18 protein-coding genes are annotated in these 18,740 nt (G+C 48.6%); 16 read left to right on the plus strand and 2 right to left on the minus strand.

The window, feature by feature from the left end; all coding sequences use genetic code 11:
- Positions 1-2: 2 nt before the first annotated feature.
- From ACMQ11_RS06740 to ACMQ11_RS06800, 13 genes are all read left to right on the plus strand, one after another.
- The gene (locus tag ACMQ11_RS06740; RefSeq protein WP_418991997.1) at positions 3-1,184 is read left to right on the plus strand and encodes a glycosyltransferase; all 1,182 of its coding nucleotides are present in this window, start codon (positions 3-5) and stop codon (positions 1,182-1,184) included.
- Positions 1,185-1,188: 4 nt separating this feature from the next.
- The gene (locus ACMQ11_RS06745) at positions 1,189-2,223 is read left to right on the plus strand and encodes a glycosyltransferase (protein ID WP_418991998.1); all 1,035 of its coding nucleotides are present in this window, start codon (positions 1,189-1,191) and stop codon (positions 2,221-2,223) included.
- The gene (locus tag ACMQ11_RS06750) at positions 2,220-3,302 is read left to right on the plus strand and encodes a glycosyltransferase (RefSeq protein WP_418991999.1); all 1,083 of its coding nucleotides are present in this window, start codon (positions 2,220-2,222) and stop codon (positions 3,300-3,302) included. The genes ACMQ11_RS06745 and ACMQ11_RS06750 overlap by 4 nt, the downstream gene beginning before the upstream one ends.
- The gene (locus tag ACMQ11_RS06755) at positions 3,286-3,780 is read left to right on the plus strand and encodes an acyltransferase (protein WP_418992000.1); all 495 of its coding nucleotides are present in this window, start codon (positions 3,286-3,288) and stop codon (positions 3,778-3,780) included. Before ACMQ11_RS06750 ends, ACMQ11_RS06755 begins: the two co-directional genes overlap by 17 nt.
- A 1-nt stretch (position 3,781) precedes the next feature.
- Complete coding sequence (locus ACMQ11_RS06760) at positions 3,782-4,972, plus strand: O-antigen ligase family protein (RefSeq protein ID WP_418992001.1); 1,191 nt, start codon at positions 3,782-3,784, stop codon at positions 4,970-4,972.
- Positions 4,973-4,978: 6 nt separating this feature from the next.
- On the plus strand, positions 4,979-6,040 hold the full coding sequence (locus ACMQ11_RS06765) for an acyltransferase family protein (RefSeq protein ID WP_418992002.1): 1,062 nt from the start codon (positions 4,979-4,981) through the stop codon (positions 6,038-6,040).
- 7 nt (positions 6,041-6,047) lie between these two features.
- A complete protein-coding gene (locus ACMQ11_RS06770) occupies positions 6,048-7,091 on the plus strand; it encodes a glycosyltransferase (protein ID WP_418992003.1) in 1,044 nt (347 codons plus the stop codon).
- A complete protein-coding gene (locus tag ACMQ11_RS06775; RefSeq protein WP_418992004.1) occupies positions 7,088-8,227 on the plus strand; it encodes a glycosyltransferase in 1,140 nt (379 codons plus the stop codon). The genes ACMQ11_RS06770 and ACMQ11_RS06775 overlap by 4 nt, the downstream gene beginning before the upstream one ends.
- Positions 8,228-8,244: 17 nt before the next feature.
- The gene (locus ACMQ11_RS06780; protein ID WP_418992005.1) at positions 8,245-8,805 is read left to right on the plus strand and encodes a putative colanic acid biosynthesis acetyltransferase; all 561 of its coding nucleotides are present in this window, start codon (positions 8,245-8,247) and stop codon (positions 8,803-8,805) included.
- A 1-nt stretch (position 8,806) separates the two neighbouring features.
- Positions 8,807-9,703, plus strand: a complete 897-nt coding sequence (locus tag ACMQ11_RS06785) for a glycosyltransferase family 2 protein (protein WP_418992006.1) — start codon at positions 8,807-8,809, stop codon at positions 9,701-9,703.
- A 158-nt stretch (positions 9,704-9,861) separates the two neighbouring features.
- The gene (locus ACMQ11_RS06790) at positions 9,862-10,632 is read left to right on the plus strand and encodes a glycosyltransferase family 2 protein (RefSeq protein ID WP_418992007.1); all 771 of its coding nucleotides are present in this window, start codon (positions 9,862-9,864) and stop codon (positions 10,630-10,632) included.
- A gap of 10 nt (positions 10,633-10,642) precedes the next feature.
- Positions 10,643-11,143 (plus strand): hypothetical protein, encoded by a 501-nt coding sequence (locus ACMQ11_RS06795; protein ID WP_418992008.1) that lies wholly within the window; start codon positions 10,643-10,645, stop codon positions 11,141-11,143.
- Between the two features lie 444 nt (positions 11,144-11,587).
- Positions 11,588-12,583 carry a nucleotidyltransferase family protein gene (locus tag ACMQ11_RS06800; protein ID WP_418992057.1) on the plus strand — a complete coding sequence of 332 codons (996 nt, stop codon included), beginning with the start codon at positions 11,588-11,590 and terminating at the stop codon, positions 12,581-12,583.
- 63 nt (positions 12,584-12,646) lie between these two features.
- Here the strand turns inward: ACMQ11_RS06800 and ACMQ11_RS06805 are convergent, their stop codons facing one another.
- Both ACMQ11_RS06805 and ybaK read right to left on the minus strand, forming a co-directional pair.
- Positions 12,647-14,512, minus strand: a complete 1,866-nt coding sequence (locus ACMQ11_RS06805) for an ABC-F family ATP-binding cassette domain-containing protein (RefSeq protein WP_418992009.1) — start codon at positions 14,510-14,512, stop codon at positions 12,647-12,649.
- 11 nt (positions 14,513-14,523) lie between these two features.
- Positions 14,524-15,024 (minus strand): Cys-tRNA(Pro) deacylase, encoded by a 501-nt coding sequence (ybaK, locus tag ACMQ11_RS06810; protein ID WP_418992010.1) that lies wholly within the window; start codon positions 15,022-15,024, stop codon positions 14,524-14,526.
- 81 nt (positions 15,025-15,105) lie between these two features.
- On the opposite strand from ybaK, the gene ACMQ11_RS06815 reads away from it, so the two are divergent.
- From ACMQ11_RS06815 to ACMQ11_RS06825, 3 genes are read left to right on the plus strand one after another with little or no spacing between them, the layout of a single operon-like run.
- Positions 15,106-17,598 carry a DUF5686 family protein gene (locus tag ACMQ11_RS06815; RefSeq protein ID WP_418992011.1) on the plus strand — a complete coding sequence of 831 codons (2,493 nt, stop codon included), beginning with the start codon at positions 15,106-15,108 and terminating at the stop codon, positions 17,596-17,598.
- Positions 17,599-17,658: 60 nt separating this feature from the next.
- Positions 17,659-18,330, plus strand: coding sequence for an HAD family hydrolase (locus tag ACMQ11_RS06820; protein WP_418992012.1), 672 nt, complete (start codon positions 17,659-17,661; stop codon positions 18,328-18,330).
- Positions 18,331-18,334: 4 nt separating this feature from the next.
- Positions 18,335-18,700 (plus strand): DMT family protein, encoded by a 366-nt coding sequence (locus ACMQ11_RS06825; protein WP_418992013.1) that lies wholly within the window; start codon positions 18,335-18,337, stop codon positions 18,698-18,700.
- Positions 18,701-18,740: the final 40 nt, after the last annotated feature.

Raw genomic sequence — 18,740 nt, forward strand, 5'->3', positions numbered from 1 at the left:
GTATGACCGTCGCTTTCTTTTTCGAATCGGATATCAACCCGATAAAAGGTGGGACCGAAAGGGTCACCTGGTCTGTCGCCGAATATCTGATTAAGCAAGGTACCATCGTTTATTTTATTGCACACCAGCAGCGCCCTGACTATGACAAGTCGCTAATTTCTCGACACATTTTTCTACCGGATCCGATCGGTTTTGAAACTATAGAGAATATTTCATTTCTTAAACGGATGCTACACGAAAAACAAATCGATGTTTTAATTAATCAAGGAGCATTTAGTGACGAAATCCGCATATGCAATACAATGGTGCTGGGAGACACGACAAAAATTATCTCTGTCATACATTATAATCTTCCCGGAGACGCTTATCATTTCAACGAAACGCTGCATCCCTGTTTTTCGGGGACGGATTTGAAAGAAAAAATAAAAAGTACTCTCCAGCAACTCCGAAAACCTGTTTTAAAACGACGCGCACTCCGCAATAAACGCAAGGAACTCATTTCGATATGCAACTACTCGGATGCCATCGTTCTTTTATCCGAAAGATATAAAACCGATTTTCTCAAATTAACCGGTGGAAAAGGAAAAGGCAAACTGCATGCCATACCCAATCCAAATACCTACCCTACGATCAGTTCGATATTTGAAAAAGAAAAACTTGTATTATACGTTGGCAGACTGTGCTATGAGCAAAAAAGGGTGGATTTCTTGATTCGCATCTGGAAAATGATCGAAAAAGAGATTCCCGGATGGGAATTGGTAATAGTGGGCGACGGACCTGAAAAAAGTCGATTATTTGCACAGGCAAAAGGTCTCGAAAGAATCCGATTCGCTGGGTATCAGGATCCGACATCATTTTACGAAAAAGCCCAGATTGTATGCTTAACTTCTCCTTATGAAGGTTTTGGCATGGTGTTGACAGAAGGGATGCAATACGGTGCCGTTCCGATAGCTTTTGACAGTTATCAGGCCATCCACGACATCATTGATCACGAAAAAAACGGCTTGCTTATAAAACCATTCGACTTATCGGATTATGCCTTGAATTTGAAAGAATTAATACTGAACGACGCGAAACGGGCTGTGTTAGCCAACAACGCCAGGCAGAAGACCGACGATTTCGAGCCACAAAAAATCGGAGCACAGTGGATTTCACTGCTTACAAAATTGACACTCAATTCATAAGTTTATGCCCATCCTATCTGTTATAGTTCCTGTTTACAATATACCTGAAAACTTGTTAGCAAATTGCATTAGCTCCCTGTTGGCCCAAACGCTTCAGGACATCGAGTTTTTCATCGTTAACGACCATTCGCCCAATCCACATAATGCATTGCAGATTAAGGAATTTGCCGCGAAAGACAACCGCATCCGATTTATTGACTTACCGGTAAACTCAGGTGTTTCCCAGGCAAGAAACGTGGCTTTAAAAATGGCTCGGGGCAAATACATAGGTTTTGTCGATGCCGACGATTATGTTGCCTCGGATATGTATGAACGCTTGGTCCAGTTTGCCGAAGAGAACGACCTGCAATGTGTCAAATGCAATTCCAGAACCTATTTAAATTCATCCCGCTCGACATTCATCGATTCATCCACGCCAGAACAAATACAAGAAATATCTGAAAATGATATAGATTACATTCGTGTGTTTCAGATTTACGCTTATGGGGCATGCGATAAAATTTATAGACGCGAATTGATTGGCGACATGCTATTCATTCCAGGACTGACTAATTATGAAGACTACATATTCAACTGGGAAATATTTTCACGATGCAAGAAAGTTGGATCGATCGAAAAAATCGGCTATTACAATGTCTGCCGGAATAATTCGGCATCGAGATCGAAGATCGACATCGAAAAGTACGAACGCATATATAATTCACTTATCCGTTTATTCGAAATAGCCAACGGTTTTTTTGATCGTCATCCGGACTTGTCTCGCTATCTTTTAATCTATCTTCTGAATCTCGGATTGGTCAATCGGGAAATAACAAAAAACCTACCTCCAAATGATGGACCACAAGCTCGACGGATCGCACACCGGCACTTTCAACAGTACGCATCGCTGAACAAACGAATCCCCGGTTGCATACGGTTCCTTTTAGAAAAACGCATGCAGCATCCAAAAAATTTTACTGTCTATCCAATCTGTCTCTATTACATGCTGAAAATATGCATGAAATATCACACCCGTATTCTCGTAAACAGAGCTAAATGAAACCAAAAATTATATTTATTGATGCCGCACTGAATCCCGGTGGCGCGGAAAGGATCTTATGCACCTTGATACGTAATGCCGATTTTGAAAAATACGAAATTGAAGTTGTAATTACAGGACAGCCTGGTGAAATGTGTGCTCTGTTGCCATCGGCTATTCAGGTTACTTATTTAAACATAAAAAGAAGTCGCTATGCTTGGTTTGCTCTCGCAAAATATTTTCGCGTCCACAAACCCGATGCGGTATTTGCTGTTTCTTATACTTCGGCCTATGCGGCGCTCTTGGCACGAATCTTCACCAGAAAGAAGTTCAGAATTTCGGTTCGTCACTGCCTAATGCCTCGACAAATGATTCAGGAAGGCTTTATCAAGCCGACAAAAGTCAGATTCAAAATCGACAACTGGCTTATGAAGCGGCTCGATTGCATCATTGCAGAACATCAATACATGGAAAATGAATTACATGAAATTTTGCATATTCCCCGTAACCGTCTCACTTACGTATTGAATCCATTGGATGAACCGCTGATAAAAAAACAAATTTCTGAATCATTCGAATTACCAACCGATCAGATCAATGTGGTTGCCGCAGGACGGATCAATCGGGAAAAGGGATTTGATTTTCTTGTCGAAGCATTTGGGAAAGTCGTTAAGCGAGATGCTCGTTTCCATCTATATATTATAGGTAAGAATATTGACAATAATCAATCGGAACTGAAAGCCATAGCCAAAGATTATCTGGATCATATCCATTTCGAAGGGTTCCAATCCAATCCTTATAAGTATTTTAAAGCCGCTGACTTGTATGTATTAAGTTCCCGATGGGAAGCCTCTCCGAATGTTGTGTTTGAAAATCTCTATCTGGGTAAGCGCATTGTAGCGACAGCATGCAGTCCTATATTGAATGACATTTTAGGCTCGAACGGAATTCTTGTCCCTTTTGGTGATACCGAAACCATGGCTCAGGCAATTCTAAACTTTTTGAATTATTCGAGAATTGCCTCAAAATTCTATTCTCTTGATGAGTTTTATGATGCCATTATGGGAAAAACAAATAAAATCGATGAGAACTTGGATTAACTACTTGAATGGGATCGTTTTTCGAATGCTGCCCGAAACAAAATGTTTCGCTTTCAAAGCAGCTCTGCTTCGTGTGGCCGGGGCACGAATCGGAACTGATGTCCGGATCTGCTCTTCCGCAATGATAGTCGGAAATGGCGAACTGATAATCGGTAGTGGAACCTGGATCGGACATCAAGTGCTTTTATCCGTCACCTCGAAAATTGAAATAGGTGCATGCGTGGATATTGCTCCGCAAGTTTACATCGGTACAGGATCGCACGAACTTGATCGAATGGGGGCACACTCTGCCGGTAAAGGAATTTCTAAGGACATATCAATCGGCAATGGAGCATGGCTCTGCACTGGAAGCAAAATTCTCCCTGGTGTGCATATCGGAGAGAAAACCGTTGTCGCAGCCGGAGCCATCGTACTCGATTCATGTTCTTCGAATATTTTGATAGGCGGCATTCCGGCCAAGAAAATAAAGGATATGTAACATGTCACGCAGACTAAAATACCTAAGTCTTCTGGTAGCACTTATTGCAATAAACAATATTATTGCCTTTTCTATAAATTTAGGTGCTCTATATTATGCAATAATGGGGATGGTATTTTTCATTGCGCTTTGTCAGAATTCGAGAATTTCGATAAATATTGGGGTTGCAAGTCTAATTATTGCCGCAATTCTCAGCATTGTAGGAAATGATATTCCCGTATATTTCCATCCTTGGGCACGTCTGGCAACTTTCGTATTGATGACAGTACTGTTGTCCCCCCTCATCCAATCATCCTTTCTAAATCGTTTGCGAATAAGGGTTTTTCAATACGTGCAATGGGGTATGGAACCGATTGTAATACTTTCCCTGCTTGCCTATTTTGCAGGTTTAACATTTGGGAGACGGGATTTTGCAGGTATCACCACCCAATCCATGCTGATAGCGCCGATTTCAGCCAATGTTATCATCACATCAACTTATTTTCTTACAAACAATTCCCTACTTACACGAAAAAAAAAATATTATCATCTATTATTGATGATTAGTGCATTCATAACTTTACTACTGGCTGCATCTCGCACAGCAATAATCGGTGCCGCGGCTGGATTGCTGGTCTATTTTTACATAATGAATCGGGCGAATTTATTTAAGTTTTTAAAAAAAACACTTTATCTTGTTCTTCTGTTATGTGTCACATTCCCTCTTTGGTCATCCTATGTTGAGAATCTAAACCGAAAAAATAAAAGTTCCATAGCAGAAGGCAGCATCCTTAGTTCTCGAGAGATTCATTGGCAGACAAGAATCAGGGAATTCACATCCAGCCCCCTGCTCGGCATCGGTTTCGCCTCGGTATCCACAGGACTCGATGAAGGCAGTACGATGGATATAGAATCAGGGCAAGTGGAAACAGGTAGCTCCTGGCTAAGCTTATTATCCATGACCGGGATTCTTGGGTTTATGGCATTCCTGCTTATTTTCCTCAACAGTTTTATTTCTTTATTTCGCATGGGACGTATCAACATACGGTTTGCATCCTACTTATCAGCACTTATGATTTTTTGGGCTTTCCATATGATGGCGGAGGGATACATTCATGGAGCTGGGGGCTTTCTGTTCTTTAATCTATGGCTTTTGATTGGATCCATTTCCGCTTTTACTCAAAATAAAGTATTAACACTCGAACCATATTAATCCATCGTGTCAATCCTACATAGCTATATCAGTCGTGATGAATCCACCGCGGTTAAAGGCGTATTAATTTTTTTAATCGTACTCGGGCACAATATCCTGTTCACAAAATATGTGGAACCTGTACAAGGAATGGGATATCTCTATTGCTTTCACATTCAGGCTTTCTTCCTTTTGCCATTCCTTTACGGATCGGAACCATTGACGAAAAAAAGAGCACTCTGCTATTTTATCCGTTTGTATTGGCCATTTCTGCTCCTCAGCGGTTTATTATCGATCGGCTTCTATAATTTGTACCTACATAATAATTTCAATCTTTGGGCCCTCTTTCATACGTGGCTTACAGGTGACGTCAATCTGATCCGCAGATACTGCGGAATCCAACTTTTGTGGTTTCTCCCAGCCATGTTCGCCATGTCCTTATTTAAAGATCTTTATTATCATTCCCACCCTGCGATTCGTCTCATTCTTCTGTTTCTATCAATAGTAGCTAATTTCATAATCTTTTTAGCTATTGTCGATCCTGAATATTATTCGCTGCAATCTAAAATAGGCTCCATTATTCCTCTGGGTATGTTCCCCGGCATTTCTTATCTGATATTTGGCGTCGCCACACGAAAAATCATAGCACAGATCAAAATAAACAGAGGGGGGGGGCGTAAAGGATTTATTTTCTTATTTAGCTTCTTAATCTGCAGCATTACATATTTCGCCAATACCTTGTATTGGAATAAAGGCTTGGTTTTAATCGCACTAAAAGTAATGATGCCCATTATTTTTATCATATTGTTGTGGTATTATTCGAAAAATTTGTCCTATTATCGCATGTGGAAGGAACTAGGCGAACGAACTTTTTTGATCTACCTGATCCATCCTTTTATCGGTTACATATTGTACGGTCTTGTTATATGGAGACATTATCCCGATTCCCTCGTATTGGCAGCCATCGCACAGTTAATAATGCTCATTGCAAGCTATTATTTTTCCACATTAATTTCATGCACACGTCGACTAAAAAACATCATTCAGCCTCGGTCTGCTGAAGGCATGTGTTCCGTATTTCGAAAATAAGATGAAAATGAAGAAACATTACGATTTGGTCTATTTGACCAACACGCCTTCTTTTTATAAAATCAATCTATGTAAAGAGATTGCGCGCCACCGGACATTATTGTTGGTTCTCTATGGATACGGCAGCGAAGCCGTCAATAAAATACTTGATAATGATTGCGGATTCGACTATATTTTTCTCCATAACGGTAATGCCAACCAACGCAGTTCGGTATTAACCTCCGTTCGGCTTCTCAAACTTATGCGGAACGTCGTCTGCAAAAAAATTCTCTTCTCGGGATGGATGGCTCCGGAATACAATTTTTACGCTTTCTTATCGCCTAAGCGTAAAAATTGCATCCTGTGCGAATCATCGATTCTGGAGTCGCATTTCAACGGCATAAAAGGTCTGATAAAAAAACGAATCATCAACCGGATGTCCTGCGCCATGCCTTCCGGCGAGTTACAGAAAAAGCTTTTCACCCAAATTAATTACACCGGAGAAATCCGCATGACTGGTGGAGTGGGGATTTTCCACAAGGCGAAACGGCCTGTGGTTACCAAATCCGCATCGGATAATAAAAAATATTTATACGTCGGTCGTCTGATCGCATGCAAGAATCTGGAATTTCTGATAGATGTATTCAACAAAAACGGCAAATTTCTTACTATTGTGGGAAAGGGCGAATTGGAAAATGCGCTTAAACGACGCGCAAAAGACAATATTCATTTCATCGGATTCATCGAGAACGATGCACTGGGCGAGATTTACCGCAGCCACGACATATTTATTCTTCCTTCCCGGACAGAGCCATGGGGTTTGGTCGTAGAAGAGGCTATCTACTGGGGTTTGCCAGTCATTGTGAGCGACCGTGTAGGTTCCTACAAAGACATGGTCGAATACCCCAAAACTGGCATTGTATTCAAGCTAAATAGTGTTTCCTCCATGAACAGTGCAATGATGGAGATTGAAGTCAATTACGCGTATTACAAAGAACATGTCGAAAGGTTCGATTTCAACAAACGAGATGAGAAGCAAATAAAAGCATATACAGAATTGATCGCGGAATGAAAATTTTACATACCATCTCAGGTCTCAATGTTAACAGTGGAGGGCCTACCTCGTGCACTTACAATCTCATCAAAGAGTTGCGACGCAATGGAGTCGAAGCCGACGTGCTAACAATAAAACCACGAGCTGGCACTGGAAAGATCGTAGGCACGGACCATTTCATCAAAGCTGTCGAAAATGATGCTCGAACACCATACGAATATAGCAAGAATTTCAAATTGCATCTCGAATCCAATACAAATTACGAATTGTATCACGGTAATGGACTTTGGACATATCCTACCCATATTACGGCCAAAATAGCTCGCAAATTCGGCAAACCCTGCATCATCGCTCCACATGGAATGCTCTATCCACAAGGATTGGCAGTCTCTCCTTTTAAAAAGAAATTAGCATTGACGTTATTTCAACGACATGATTTGGAGACGGCTGTCTGCCTGCAAGCGACTTGTTTAGACGAGTTGCAGCATATCCGTGCATGCAATTTAAAAACACCCGTGGCAATAATACCGAATGGCCTGCCAGTAAGTACAGACCTAATTCCTCGGCTCAAAACCAACAATACTCGGCGTTTTGCATTTGTGGGTCGTATAAACCGCATCAAAAATATCGATCGCCTGCTCGTCGCCTGGCAAAAACTCGGAAATAAGACACGGGATTGCGAACTGCTGATCATTGGCGAAGGAGATGAAATCTACAAAAATGAGCTGCTCGCCTACGTCGCAACACATCACTTGGAGAACGTACATTTTACAGGCTTCATCTCGGGTGACGCGCTTTCTCGAACAGTACGCACTCTCGATTATCAGGTATTGCCCAGTAAGTCCGAAAATTTCGGAATGGTTGTTCCCGAAGCACTCATTCTAGGAGTTCCGGTGATTGCTTCGACAGGCACTCCATGGAAAGAACTCGACACATATCGCTGCGGATGGTGGATCGCTAATGATCCCGACACGCTTGCCGATGCACTGCATGCCGCTATTCATACCTCGGAAACGGAACGACTCGCCATGGGAGAACGTGGCCGGACATTGGTGATGGAGAAATATTCCATCGAATCAGTCTCCCACAACATGATCGCTTTGTACAAGTGGATTCTGGAAGGAGGCTCTATGCCTGAATTTATTTCATTATAAGCTATAACTTTTAAATTATGCAACAACAGTCACTTCTCGACATCGAAAAGTATGAAAACTGGCTCGGTTGGAAAAACAAGGTAGCCCGGTTATCTTGGAACATAGCTTATTTCATATTTTTTCGACCTTTCGCCACGACGATTTTTAATCCCTGGAGGCTTTTCTTGTTGCGGCTTTTCGGAGCTCGATTGCATATTCGTGCCCATGTGCACGCATCGGTTAGAATATGGGCCCCCTGGAATTTGACAATGGGCGCATATGCCTGTCTGGGCCCTCATGTCAATTGCTACAATGTGGGACCTATTCATATTGGTGACTACACAACGATCTCGCAGGGCGTTTATCTCTGTCCCGGATCCCATGATCTTTCGGACCCCAAATTTCCGATGATTCCTTCAAAAATACACATAGAGGATCAAGTATGGATCGCCACCGACGCTTTCATCGGCCCCAAAGTACACATCGGTCAAGGTGCTGTAATAGGAGCACGCGCTGCCGTTTTTCGCAATGTCGAGCCATGGGCCGTAGTTGGCGGCAATCCCGCAACATTTATAAAAACACGAGTAATAAAACAATAGGATGTTGGATATAACCGTCGTCATTTTGACCTATAATGAGCAGCTTCATATTAGCCGCTGCCTGGAAAATATCCAGTTGCTTGCAAAGAAAATATATGTGATCGATTGTTACTCAACAGATGATACGGCGACGATAGCACGTCAATACGGGGCTGAGGTTTTTCTCCATGCCTGGCCCGGTAATCAGGCCGATCAACTTAACTGGGCTTTAGATACATTGCCTTTCGAGACCTCATGGGTTCTACGAATGGATGCTGATGAGTACCTTACGCAAGATCTGATTGCAGAAATAGAACAGAAAGTTCCCGAATTGAATCAGGATATTTCAGCCATCGTACTGCCCTTGAAACGTGTATTTATGGGACGCCATATCAAACATGGAACAGGTGCCATCTCAATGATCCGGCTTTTTAGACACGGCACTACACGCTGCGAACGTCGTTGGATGGATGAACACATGCTGGTCGAATTTGGTTGCACAATAACATTCGAGAATCCGTTCGTAGACGATAATCTGAACACAATTGGGTATTTCACAGCCAAACACAACGGTTATTCCATTCGGGAAGCTGTCGAACTTTTGGACATAGAGTTGAATATTCTGCCTAAAAATCAAAAGATGGGTGCACTATGTCCTGAAGTTACGGAAAAACGAGCAAAGAAGGCCAAATATGCTAAAATGCCCCTTTTTTGGAGACCATTTGTGTATTTCGGATTAAGGTATTTCGTTCGTGGTGGTTTTCTCGACGGTAAAGAAGGATTTCTCTGGCACTTTCTTCAGGGATGGTGGTATCGGACACTGGTCGATGCTAAAATCTATGAAATAAAGAAAGCATGCGGCAAAGATAGGGAAGCCATCAAGCGCTATTTGAAAGAAAAATATCAAATCGTTCTTTGAATAAAGCACTGTAAGAAACCTACCTGCATCAATTTTCACACAGAATATTTTCTGCATTTTGAGACCCCGGCTACATGGTTGAACATCGCCCAACCGACCAAGGAGAGGAAAAAATAAAACCCAGACTACACAGTATTTTCGTATGCTAAAATCCCTTTATGAGAGTATCTATCGTAACATGTACTTACAACAGTGCCGCCACGGTAGCCGACACCATTGACTCCGTTAATCGACAAACGTACCCGAACATCGAACACATCATCATAGACGGTCTTTCGAAAGATGCAACCATTGCCATCGTCAAGGAGAAAGCAGGACCAAGACAACGCATTTTCGAAGGCAAGGACAAGGGCATTTATGACGCTTTCAATAAGGGTATTCAGGCTGCAACGGGCGAAATTGTGGGTGTACTTAACTCGGATGATTTTTTTACGAACGATCATGTTGTTTCACAAATCGTCGAAGCATTCGAGCAGGGCGGAAACGAACTCGACGCCATATATGGCGATCTGCACTATGTCTCCCCTACGGACCTGTCACATTCTGTTCGATATTACTCTTCCGCTATCTTCCGTCCATATCTAATGCGTCTGGGATTCATGCCGGCTCATCCGACCTGTTACATACGAAAAAGGTGCTATGATCGATACGGACTCTATAATATCGATTATAAAATAGCTGCTGATTTCGAATTATTGTTAAGATATATACTCATCAATCGAATCCGTATTGCCTATATTTCTATGGATTTTGTGACGATGCGCACGGGAGGCGCCAGCACACAATCGTTCGCCAGCCGCAAATTGATTATGAGAGAGCAACTCAAGGCCTGTCGTGATAACGGCATTTACACCAATATAGGCTTGCTATGCCTACGTTATCCCCATAAAATAATGGAATTGCTTCGGTCTAAAATCAGCAACAGATAATCTGTTCATCATGAATAAATTACCTTTATTAATGACAGCCTCGATCAGTACACGAGGAATGAATGGTGCATGTTTTACGAATCAGGAACGTGAACGGATGTACATGGGAGCATTACAATATTATAGCTCCGTTCTACCGAAGAAAGACGGCTTTAAAATCGTTTTTGCAGAAAATTCCGGCTGGGATTTGACTTCCATTAAAAATATTTTGAGAAAGACAGAAAACGCCGATATAGAATTTATTTCACTATCGCCCGCCTGTTTCGATATCAGCAAAGGGAAAGGCTACAATGAACTTCTTTTGATAAATCATGCCATCGAACTCTCGACTTGCATACGCAACAGCATCGGATTCATGAAAGTTACCGGTCGCTATCCGATATACAATATCCGCTATTTTCTGGATCAAGCATGCAATTTCATTCTTGAGGGGGGGGGATTTATTCATCGACCTGAAAGACCATCGTCTTTACGAGCGCTTAGGACTGAACTGGTGCGGTCATTCCGCTGATACGCGTCTTTTTGCAACCACAAACAATTTTTATCGCACCTACATAGCTCCCAAATACGTAGAACTGAATGATTATAACGGATTTCTACTGGAAGGGCTGATGTACGACATCGCCATTACACATAAGAGAGACAATCGCTTTATATGCCGCTTCAAACGAGAGCCACATCTGGGAGGTATGGAAGGCAGCAATGTTCGGGCCATTTCTTTTTCCAAAAAACAAGATTCGATTAAAGGTAAAATAAAACGTCTAACAGGAAATATTATCCGCATCTTTCTTCCAAATTTCTGGTTTTGATAATTCAGAATCACATCATCTAACAAGTGCAAAAAACTCAAATTGATTATTACGCTACTTTCTTCCCAATCTTGCGTTCCGCATTGTGGTGCAACGGAACGGACGAAATATCCGTGCCGGACATCCCCGGAATAGTGTGGACTGAAATGTGGCTTACGGCGCAACAGCAGACCATACCAGGTTTGTTTTTCGACGGAATGGCATCACTTCCGGCTTCCCTGAAACCCGAGCGGAAAGTCGTGCTGCAAATGTCCGCCCAGACGGCTGCAATCGAAAGTCGGAACAAACGGATCGATCAGGTTTTGGTCGAGGTTGCTAAAATCTACGACTCATTGCAACTCCCCTACCTGCTGTTGAAAGGCCCTGCCGTGGCGGCCGCCTATCGTAACCCGCTCCATCGAACGGGCGGCGATCTGGATTTTTTCCTGGCGCCCGACGACTGCCGCAAAGCGCAGGAGACTTTGTTCGGCGATACGACGCTCGCCTCGAGCACAGCGCGTCATTACAGCGGCAAACTGCACGGAGTCCACATCGAAAACCATTTCCGGTTGGCGCACAGCAGCCTCAAACGATACCGGGATTTCGAACGGGAGCTGTTGTCCGACCGAATCCGGCTACCGCTTCACGAACTGGACATGGATGGTTATCCGGTGAAATGCCCCTCGCCGACGTTTCAGGCACTCTTCATGCTCGAACACATGGCCTTTCATCTGCCCACCGGACTCGGACTGCGGCAGTTGTGCGACTGGGCTCGTTATCTCAGTTTCTATTCCGACCGAATCGACCGGACCGAAGCGGCAGGCATCATCCACAAATACGGATTCGAACGCATAGCAATCCTCTTTACCATCCTGTGCATCGATTACCTCGGAATGGCACCCGGACACGCTCTGCTTTCGGTGGAGCGCGACAAGGGCACGGAAAGGGACATTGCCTACGTGCTCGGGTTGATTCTCCACGGCGGCAATTTCGGACGGAACTACGACGCGCTGCACTCCAGCCGCAAGCACCAGCGCCTGCCCACCTTGCTGCGTAAACCGATCACTTTCGCGGTTTTGCTGCGCAACCGCCGCAAATACGATCTTATCGCCCCCGACCTGTGGCGCAAGACCGTTTGGGACTCCATTGTCCGACATCTTTAAACCGGCAAACGAAAACCGCCCCGGACTGACCGACAGTCGGGGCGGTTTTCTTGTGGGAAAGGTTTAGCGCTCGCTCAACTCCAGCCAGCGCATCGTTTTTGCATCGATCAGTCCGATCAGTTCGGCAATGCGCCGGGACTGGGCGGTCAACGCTTCGACGGCAAGCGTTCCCGATGAAAGCGAAGCCTCCAAAGCCGCCTTTTCGGCCTCCAGCTGCGGAATCTCCTTTTCAAGCGCGTCCAGTTCGCGTTTTTCGCCAAAGGTGAGTTTGCGTGGGGACGCATCCTGCGTGCGAGGCGCCTGGGGCTTCGGTTTTTCCTCCGCCGCTTCCTCCCGGCGGGTCGCTTCGAAAGCCCGCTTCCACGCGACATATTCCGAATAGGTCCCCGCAAAATCGCGGATCTCCCCCTCGCCGCAGAACACCAGCAGGTGATCGGCTACCTTGTCCACGAAATAACGGTCGTGCGACACGACGATCACGCACCCGCGGAATGCGCTCAGATACTCTTCCAATATCCCGAGTGTAACGATGTCCAGATCGTTGGTCGGCTCGTCGAGCACCAGAAAGTTGGGGTTGCGCATCAGTACCGTGCAGAGGTAGAGCCTCCGCCGCTCGCCGCCGCTCAGCCGCGCCACGAAATTGTGCTGGGTCTCGGGGGTGAATAAAAAATGCTGCAAAAACTGCGAAGCGCTCAGTGTACGGCCGTCGCCGAGCGAGACCTCCTCGGCAATGTCGCTTACCGCGTCGATCACCTTTTTCGTATCGTCGAATTCGATCCCCTGCTGGCTGTAATAACCGAACCGGACCGTCTCGCCGATCTCGATCGTCCCGCTGTCGGGTTTTTCGATCCCCATCAACAGTTTCAGAAACGTCGTTTTTCCGCAGCCGTTGTCGCCCACGATCCCCAGTTTTTCGTAACGTGTAAACGTATAATCGAACCCGTCGAGAATCTTCCGGTCGCCGAAACTTTTTGACAGACCCCGCGCTTCGAATATCTTGGTTCCGATGCGGGAAGCCTTGACATCCAACCGGACCTCCGAACGGTTGCGGGTGGTTTGCAGGCGCTCCTCCAGATTCCGGAATGCGTCGATGCGGGCCTGCGCCTTGGTAGCCCGGGCCTGCGGCTGGCGGCGCATCCACTCCAGTTCGCGGCGGTAGAGGTTCGTCTCGCTGGCACGCAGGGCGGAGGCCGCCTCCTCGCGTTCCTGTTTCTTTTCGAGATAGAAAGAGTAGTTTCCGGCGTAGTGGTAAACCCGCCGGTCTTCCAGTTCGAGAATGTCGCTGCACACGCTGTCCAAGAAATAGCGGTCGTGCGTCACCATCAGAAGCCCCGCGCTGCTCGCTGCAAGGTACTCCTCCAGCCACTCCGTCATGTCGGTGTCGAGGTGGTTGGTCGGCTCATCGAGGATCAGCAGGTCCGACTCGCTGATGAGCACGTTGGCCAGCGCGGCCCGTTTGAGCTGCCCGCCCGACAAAGTTTCGACATGCTGCCCGAAATCCCGGATTTTAAGCCGGGTGAGAATCCGCTTGGCCCTTTGCTCGTAGTCCCACGCTTCGAGAGCATCCATCCGCTCCATCGCCTCCTGCAATCCGGCGCCCGCAGGATCGGAGATCGCCCGTTCGTAGTCGGCAATGGCCTTGAGTGCGGGATTTTCCGAATGGAAACACGCTTCGAGCACCGTCATCCCAGCCGGAAAGGCGGGGCTCTGCTCCAGATAGGCCACCCGCAGGTCGCGGCGCGGCACGATCCGGCCCGCATCGGCGCTCTCGCGCCCGGCGATGATGTTCAGCAGCGTGGTTTTGCCGGTCCCGTTTTTGGCCACGAGCGCAACGCGGCGGCCGTCGTCAACGGCAAACGAAATGTTTTCGAAGAGCACGAGGTCTCCGAACGATTTGGTAAGGTTTTCTATCTGGAGGCAGCAGGCCATGTATTCTTGTATTAGAGTGAATTTGCTTCCCGGCTGATGTCGGCCACAATCGCACCGACGAATCGAATGAGGTCCGGCGGGGCGAGTTTGAGTTGCAGGCCGCGGACTCCGGCGCTGACATAGATGAACGGATGATCGGCCGCCGTGGTATGGACATAGGTCGGAAACGCTTTCTTCATACCGATGGGTGAACAGCCGCCGCGGACGTACCCCGTCGTGGGGAGCAGCTCTTTCATCGGAATCAGCTCCGCCTTTTTGTTTCCCGAAATTTTCGCCGCCGCCTTGAGGTCCACCTCGTGATTCCCCGGAACGACGCAGACGAAATACCCCGTGCGGTCGCCGCGCAGGACCAGGGTTTTGAATACGCATTCGATCGCTTCACCCAACTGCTCGGCCACATGGGTAGCCGCCAGGTGCTCTTCGTCGACCCGGTAAGGCACCGTTTCGTATGCGATTTTGGCACGGTCCAGCAGCCGCGCCGCATTCGTTTTTTCGACTTTGGAGTGAGCCATGTTGTTCTAAATCTCGTCTTCTTTCGTGCAAAGGTAATGGAATAAAATCGTTTCGGCACGATTTCGTTAACTTTGTACGATATGTCGGCATGGAAGACCATACTCACCCTGCTCGGGATCGTCTGGGTCGCGGGAGCCGCTGCACAGAGTACGCGCCTGCGCGGCCGGGTAACGGACGCCGCCAGCGGAGCGCCCCTGCAATTCGTCAGCGTCGTCTTTGCAGGTACCACGACCGGCATTACCACCGACCGCGAGGGCATCTATTCGCTCGAAACGCGCGACACGGTAAGCCGCGTGCAGGCTTCGATGGTCGGCTACGCCACCCAGACAAAATCATTCACGCCCAGAACTTTCTCGCAGGTGGATTTCGCGCTCGAAGCCGTCGAGTTCGGCATCGGACAGGTCGTCGTCACCCCCGGGGCCAACCCGGCGCATCCGATCCTCGACAGCGTGATCCGCCACAAGCCGCGGAACAATCCGGACGAATACGCAAGTTACTGCTGCGCCACCTACACCAAGATGGAGCTGGACCTTACGAATATCAAACCCCGGTTCCGCAGCAAACGCATGCAGCGCCATTTCGGGTTCGTCTTCGACTACGTGGACACCTCGGCCCTCACGGGCCAGGCCTACCTCCCGGCCATGATCTCCGAAACGACGGCCGACTACTACCACAGCCGCCGTCCCGCCCTGACGCGCGAGGTGATCCGCGCCAACCGGGTCTCGGGCGTCGAGGACAGCTTCGCCATCGCCCAGTTCACGGGCCACCTGCACGGAGACGTCAATTTCTACGACAACTACATCGACATCTTCAACGTGCGCTTCGCCAGTCCCCTGGCGGACGGCGGGCGCTCCTACTACGACTATTTTCTGGTCGACAGCACGAAGGTCGCAGGCCGCAAGACCTACAAGATCCGGTTCCACCCCAAACGCATGTCCACGCCCGTACTGGACGGCGAGGTCAATATCGACTCGGCAACCTATGCTCTGCAATCGGCCTCGGCGCGCATGCCCAAAGAGGTCAACGTCAACTGGATCAAGCACCTCTTGCTGGAAAACGAAAACCGGTTGGTGGACCGCGCTGCCTGGTTCCGCAGCCGCGACCGCGTATCGGCCGAGTTTTCGATCTCGGAGGCCGACTCCTCGAAACTGACCTCGTTCATCGGCACGCGCGAGGTCGTTTACAGCGACGTGCAGATCGGCGTGCCCATTCCCGCAGACATTGCCCGGATGGACAACAACGTGGTGCTCGCCGCAGAAGAGATCACGCGCAAGGACGACGCCTATTGGGAGCGCGTGCGTCCCTACCGCCTCAGCGAAAAGGAAAAAGGGATCTATGCGATGGTCGATTCCGTACAGCAGACGCCGCTCTACCGGAACATCTATACAATCATCAACACCCTGATCGTCGGCTACTGGAATACAAAATATTTCGGCATCGGCCCCTACTACAAGCTGGCCAGTTTCAACCGGCTCGAAGGCTTCCGCATGCAGCTGGGCGGTCGCACGACAACTGCCGTCAGCCGCCGCATCCGCCTTTCGGGCTACGTAGCCTACGGTACGCGCGACGAAAGGGTAAAAGGGGGCGGCAGCGTCGAACTGGCTTTCAACCGGCAGCTCACGCGCAAGCTGACCATTTCGGGCAAGCACGACGTCTTGCAGTTGGGGGCCGGACAGAATGCCCTTACCGAGAGCAACATCCTCTCCTCGATCCTTTCGCGCGGCGACCAGCGGCTCTCGATGGTCAACCGCGGCGACGCCGGCTACGAGCACGAATGGCGGCACGGAATCGGCAACACGGTCGGCGCCCGCATCCAGCGCATCTACGGCAATCGGTACGTACCGCTCGTCCACCCGGACGGCACGCGCGTCAACTCGGTCTCGGACCTCGCGCTGCATGTGGGTATGCGCATCTCCAAGAACGAAAGCATCTACCGTATGCCTTTCGACAAGCAGTACATGGGCTCGGTCTACCCCGTGCTAACGCTCGGATTCACAGCCGGCATACCCGGCGTGCTGTCGGGCAGCAGCGAGTATTATCGGCTCGAGGGCAGCCTCCGCTACAAACCCGAGCTGCCGCCTGTCGGCTATTCGGACATCACGATCGAGGGAGGCCGCATCTTCGGACGGGTCCCCTACCCGCTGCTCAAACTCCACGAGGGAAACGGAACCTACTTTTACGACCCGTATGCCTTTTCGTGCATGAACTATTACGAATTCGCTTCGGACGCCTGGGTGGCGTGGTTCTTCGAACACCATTTCAACGGGGCGCTGCTGGGCCGCATTCCGCTTCTGAAAAGGCTCAAATTGCGCGAGGTGCTGGTGTTCAAAGGTGTCTGGGGCATGCTTTCCAAAGAAAATAACGGTTCGCTGGCGAACACAAGAGCCAAACTGCTCTTTCCCGTGGGCATGACCTCGGTCAGAGACCCCTACCTCGAAATGGGCTTCGGTGTGGAAAATATCTTCCGCCTCTTCCGCGTGGACTTCATCTGGCGTCTCACCCACCGCCGGCCGATGCCCGGTCAGGAGGTGCAGAATTTCGCCGTCAATCTGAGCCTGCGGCTCAAATTCTGAGGGTGCATCTGTTCGGGAATCGGAAAATTCATTACCTTTGGGCCGTCTAAAACCAAATCGATGATGAAAGGCGCCCTATTCGACATGGACGGCACGCTGGTGGACAACACGCCGGCACACATGCGATCTTTCGAGCTGTTCTGCAACCGCTACGGCGTGCGCGACTGGCGCGAGAAATTGAGCTCGGCTTTCGGTATGGGCAACGAGGACATCATGCGGCTGATTATGCCCGAGGAGGTTCTCCGCGAGAAAGGTTTTCAGGCGCTGGCAGAGGAGAAAGAGGCCATCTACCGCGAAATCTACGCCCCGGAAATCGAGCCGGTCGCAGGATTGGTCCGTCTGCTCGAACGGTTGCGCGAAGCCGGTATTCGCTGCGCCGTCGGTTCGTCGGGCTGCAAGGCCAACGTCGATTTCGTCCTGGAAAAGTGCGGTATCGGGGAGTTCTTCGACACACGCATCTCGGGCGATATGGTATCACGTTGCAAACCCGATCCGGAAATCTACCTCGCAGCCGCAGCCGCACTGGGGCTGCACCCGGATGAATGTATCGTTTTCGAAGACGCCCCGGCCGGTATCGAATCGGCCCGGCGGGCTGGCGCCGGTCGGATCGTGGCGCTGGCCACGACTCTGGGTATCGACGATCTGAACGCCGTTCCCGGCTTCGACCTCGCGGCTCCCGACTACCGCTGGCTGCTGGGTGAAAAGGTATTCGCTAACCTCATCAACGGGTAACGCCATGTGGAGAGGAGCGCTCACCGTCGGTCTGCTGGTCATCTCTAACACGTTCATGACGCTGGCGTGGTACGGTCACATTGCGTTCAAATCGAGGACCGAGCGGTTGGGAATGATGGCCATCGTACTGGTTAGCTGGAGCATCGCACTGATGGAATACTGCTTCATGGTTCCGGCCAACCGGATCGGCAGCGCCCAGTTCAACGGTCCGTTCTCGATCTGGGAGCTGCGCGTCATTCAGGAGGTCGTCTCGCTCTCGGTCTTCACGCTCTTCGTGCTGGTCTTCATGAAGACCGATTCGCTCCGGTGGAACCACCTGGCCGGCTTCCTCTGCATGATCCTGGCCGTCTATTTCATCTTCCGCAAATAAAGCCGGACCCACGTAAGATATTCGATTAACTGTCCGGAGT

Source organism: Alistipes sp. (genome assembly GCF_048465575.1).
Lineage (GTDB): Bacteria > Bacteroidota > Bacteroidia > Bacteroidales > Rikenellaceae > Alistipes.

Bases quoted from the DNA above. Each gene is read 5' to 3' on its own strand.
- ACMQ11_RS06740 (WP_418991997.1), top strand. From the start codon at position 3: ATGACCGTCGCTTTCTTTTTCGAATCGGATATCAACCCGATAAAAGGT.
- ACMQ11_RS06745 (WP_418991998.1), top strand. From the start codon at position 1,189: ATGCCCATCCTATCTGTTATAGTTCCTGTTTACAATATACCTGAAAAC.
- ACMQ11_RS06750 (WP_418991999.1), top strand. From the start codon at position 2,220: ATGAAACCAAAAATTATATTTATTGATGCCGCACTGAATCCCGGTGGC.
- ACMQ11_RS06755 (WP_418992000.1), top strand. From the start codon at position 3,286: ATGAGAACTTGGATTAACTACTTGAATGGGATCGTTTTTCGAATGCTG.
- ACMQ11_RS06760 (WP_418992001.1), top strand. From the start codon at position 3,782: ATGTCACGCAGACTAAAATACCTAAGTCTTCTGGTAGCACTTATTGCA.
- ACMQ11_RS06770 (WP_418992003.1), top strand. From the start codon at position 6,048: ATGAAGAAACATTACGATTTGGTCTATTTGACCAACACGCCTTCTTTT.
- ACMQ11_RS06775 (WP_418992004.1), top strand. From the start codon at position 7,088: ATGAAAATTTTACATACCATCTCAGGTCTCAATGTTAACAGTGGAGGG.
- ACMQ11_RS06780 (WP_418992005.1), top strand. From the start codon at position 8,245: ATGCAACAACAGTCACTTCTCGACATCGAAAAGTATGAAAACTGGCTC.
- ACMQ11_RS06785 (WP_418992006.1), top strand. From the start codon at position 8,807: ATGTTGGATATAACCGTCGTCATTTTGACCTATAATGAGCAGCTTCAT.
- ACMQ11_RS06790 (WP_418992007.1), top strand. From the start codon at position 9,862: ATGAGAGTATCTATCGTAACATGTACTTACAACAGTGCCGCCACGGTA.
- ACMQ11_RS06795 (WP_418992008.1), top strand. From the start codon at position 10,643: ATGAATAAATTACCTTTATTAATGACAGCCTCGATCAGTACACGAGGA.
- ACMQ11_RS06800 (WP_418992057.1), top strand. From the start codon at position 11,588: ATGTGGCTTACGGCGCAACAGCAGACCATACCAGGTTTGTTTTTCGAC.
- ACMQ11_RS06805 (WP_418992009.1), bottom strand. From the start codon at position 14,512: ATGGCCTGCTGCCTCCAGATAGAAAACCTTACCAAATCGTTCGGAGAC.
- ybaK (WP_418992010.1), bottom strand. From the start codon at position 15,024: ATGGCTCACTCCAAAGTCGAAAAAACGAATGCGGCGCGGCTGCTGGAC.
- ACMQ11_RS06815 (WP_418992011.1), top strand. From the start codon at position 15,106: ATGTCGGCATGGAAGACCATACTCACCCTGCTCGGGATCGTCTGGGTC.
- ACMQ11_RS06820 (WP_418992012.1), top strand. From the start codon at position 17,659: ATGATGAAAGGCGCCCTATTCGACATGGACGGCACGCTGGTGGACAAC.
- ACMQ11_RS06825 (WP_418992013.1), top strand. From the start codon at position 18,335: ATGTGGAGAGGAGCGCTCACCGTCGGTCTGCTGGTCATCTCTAACACG.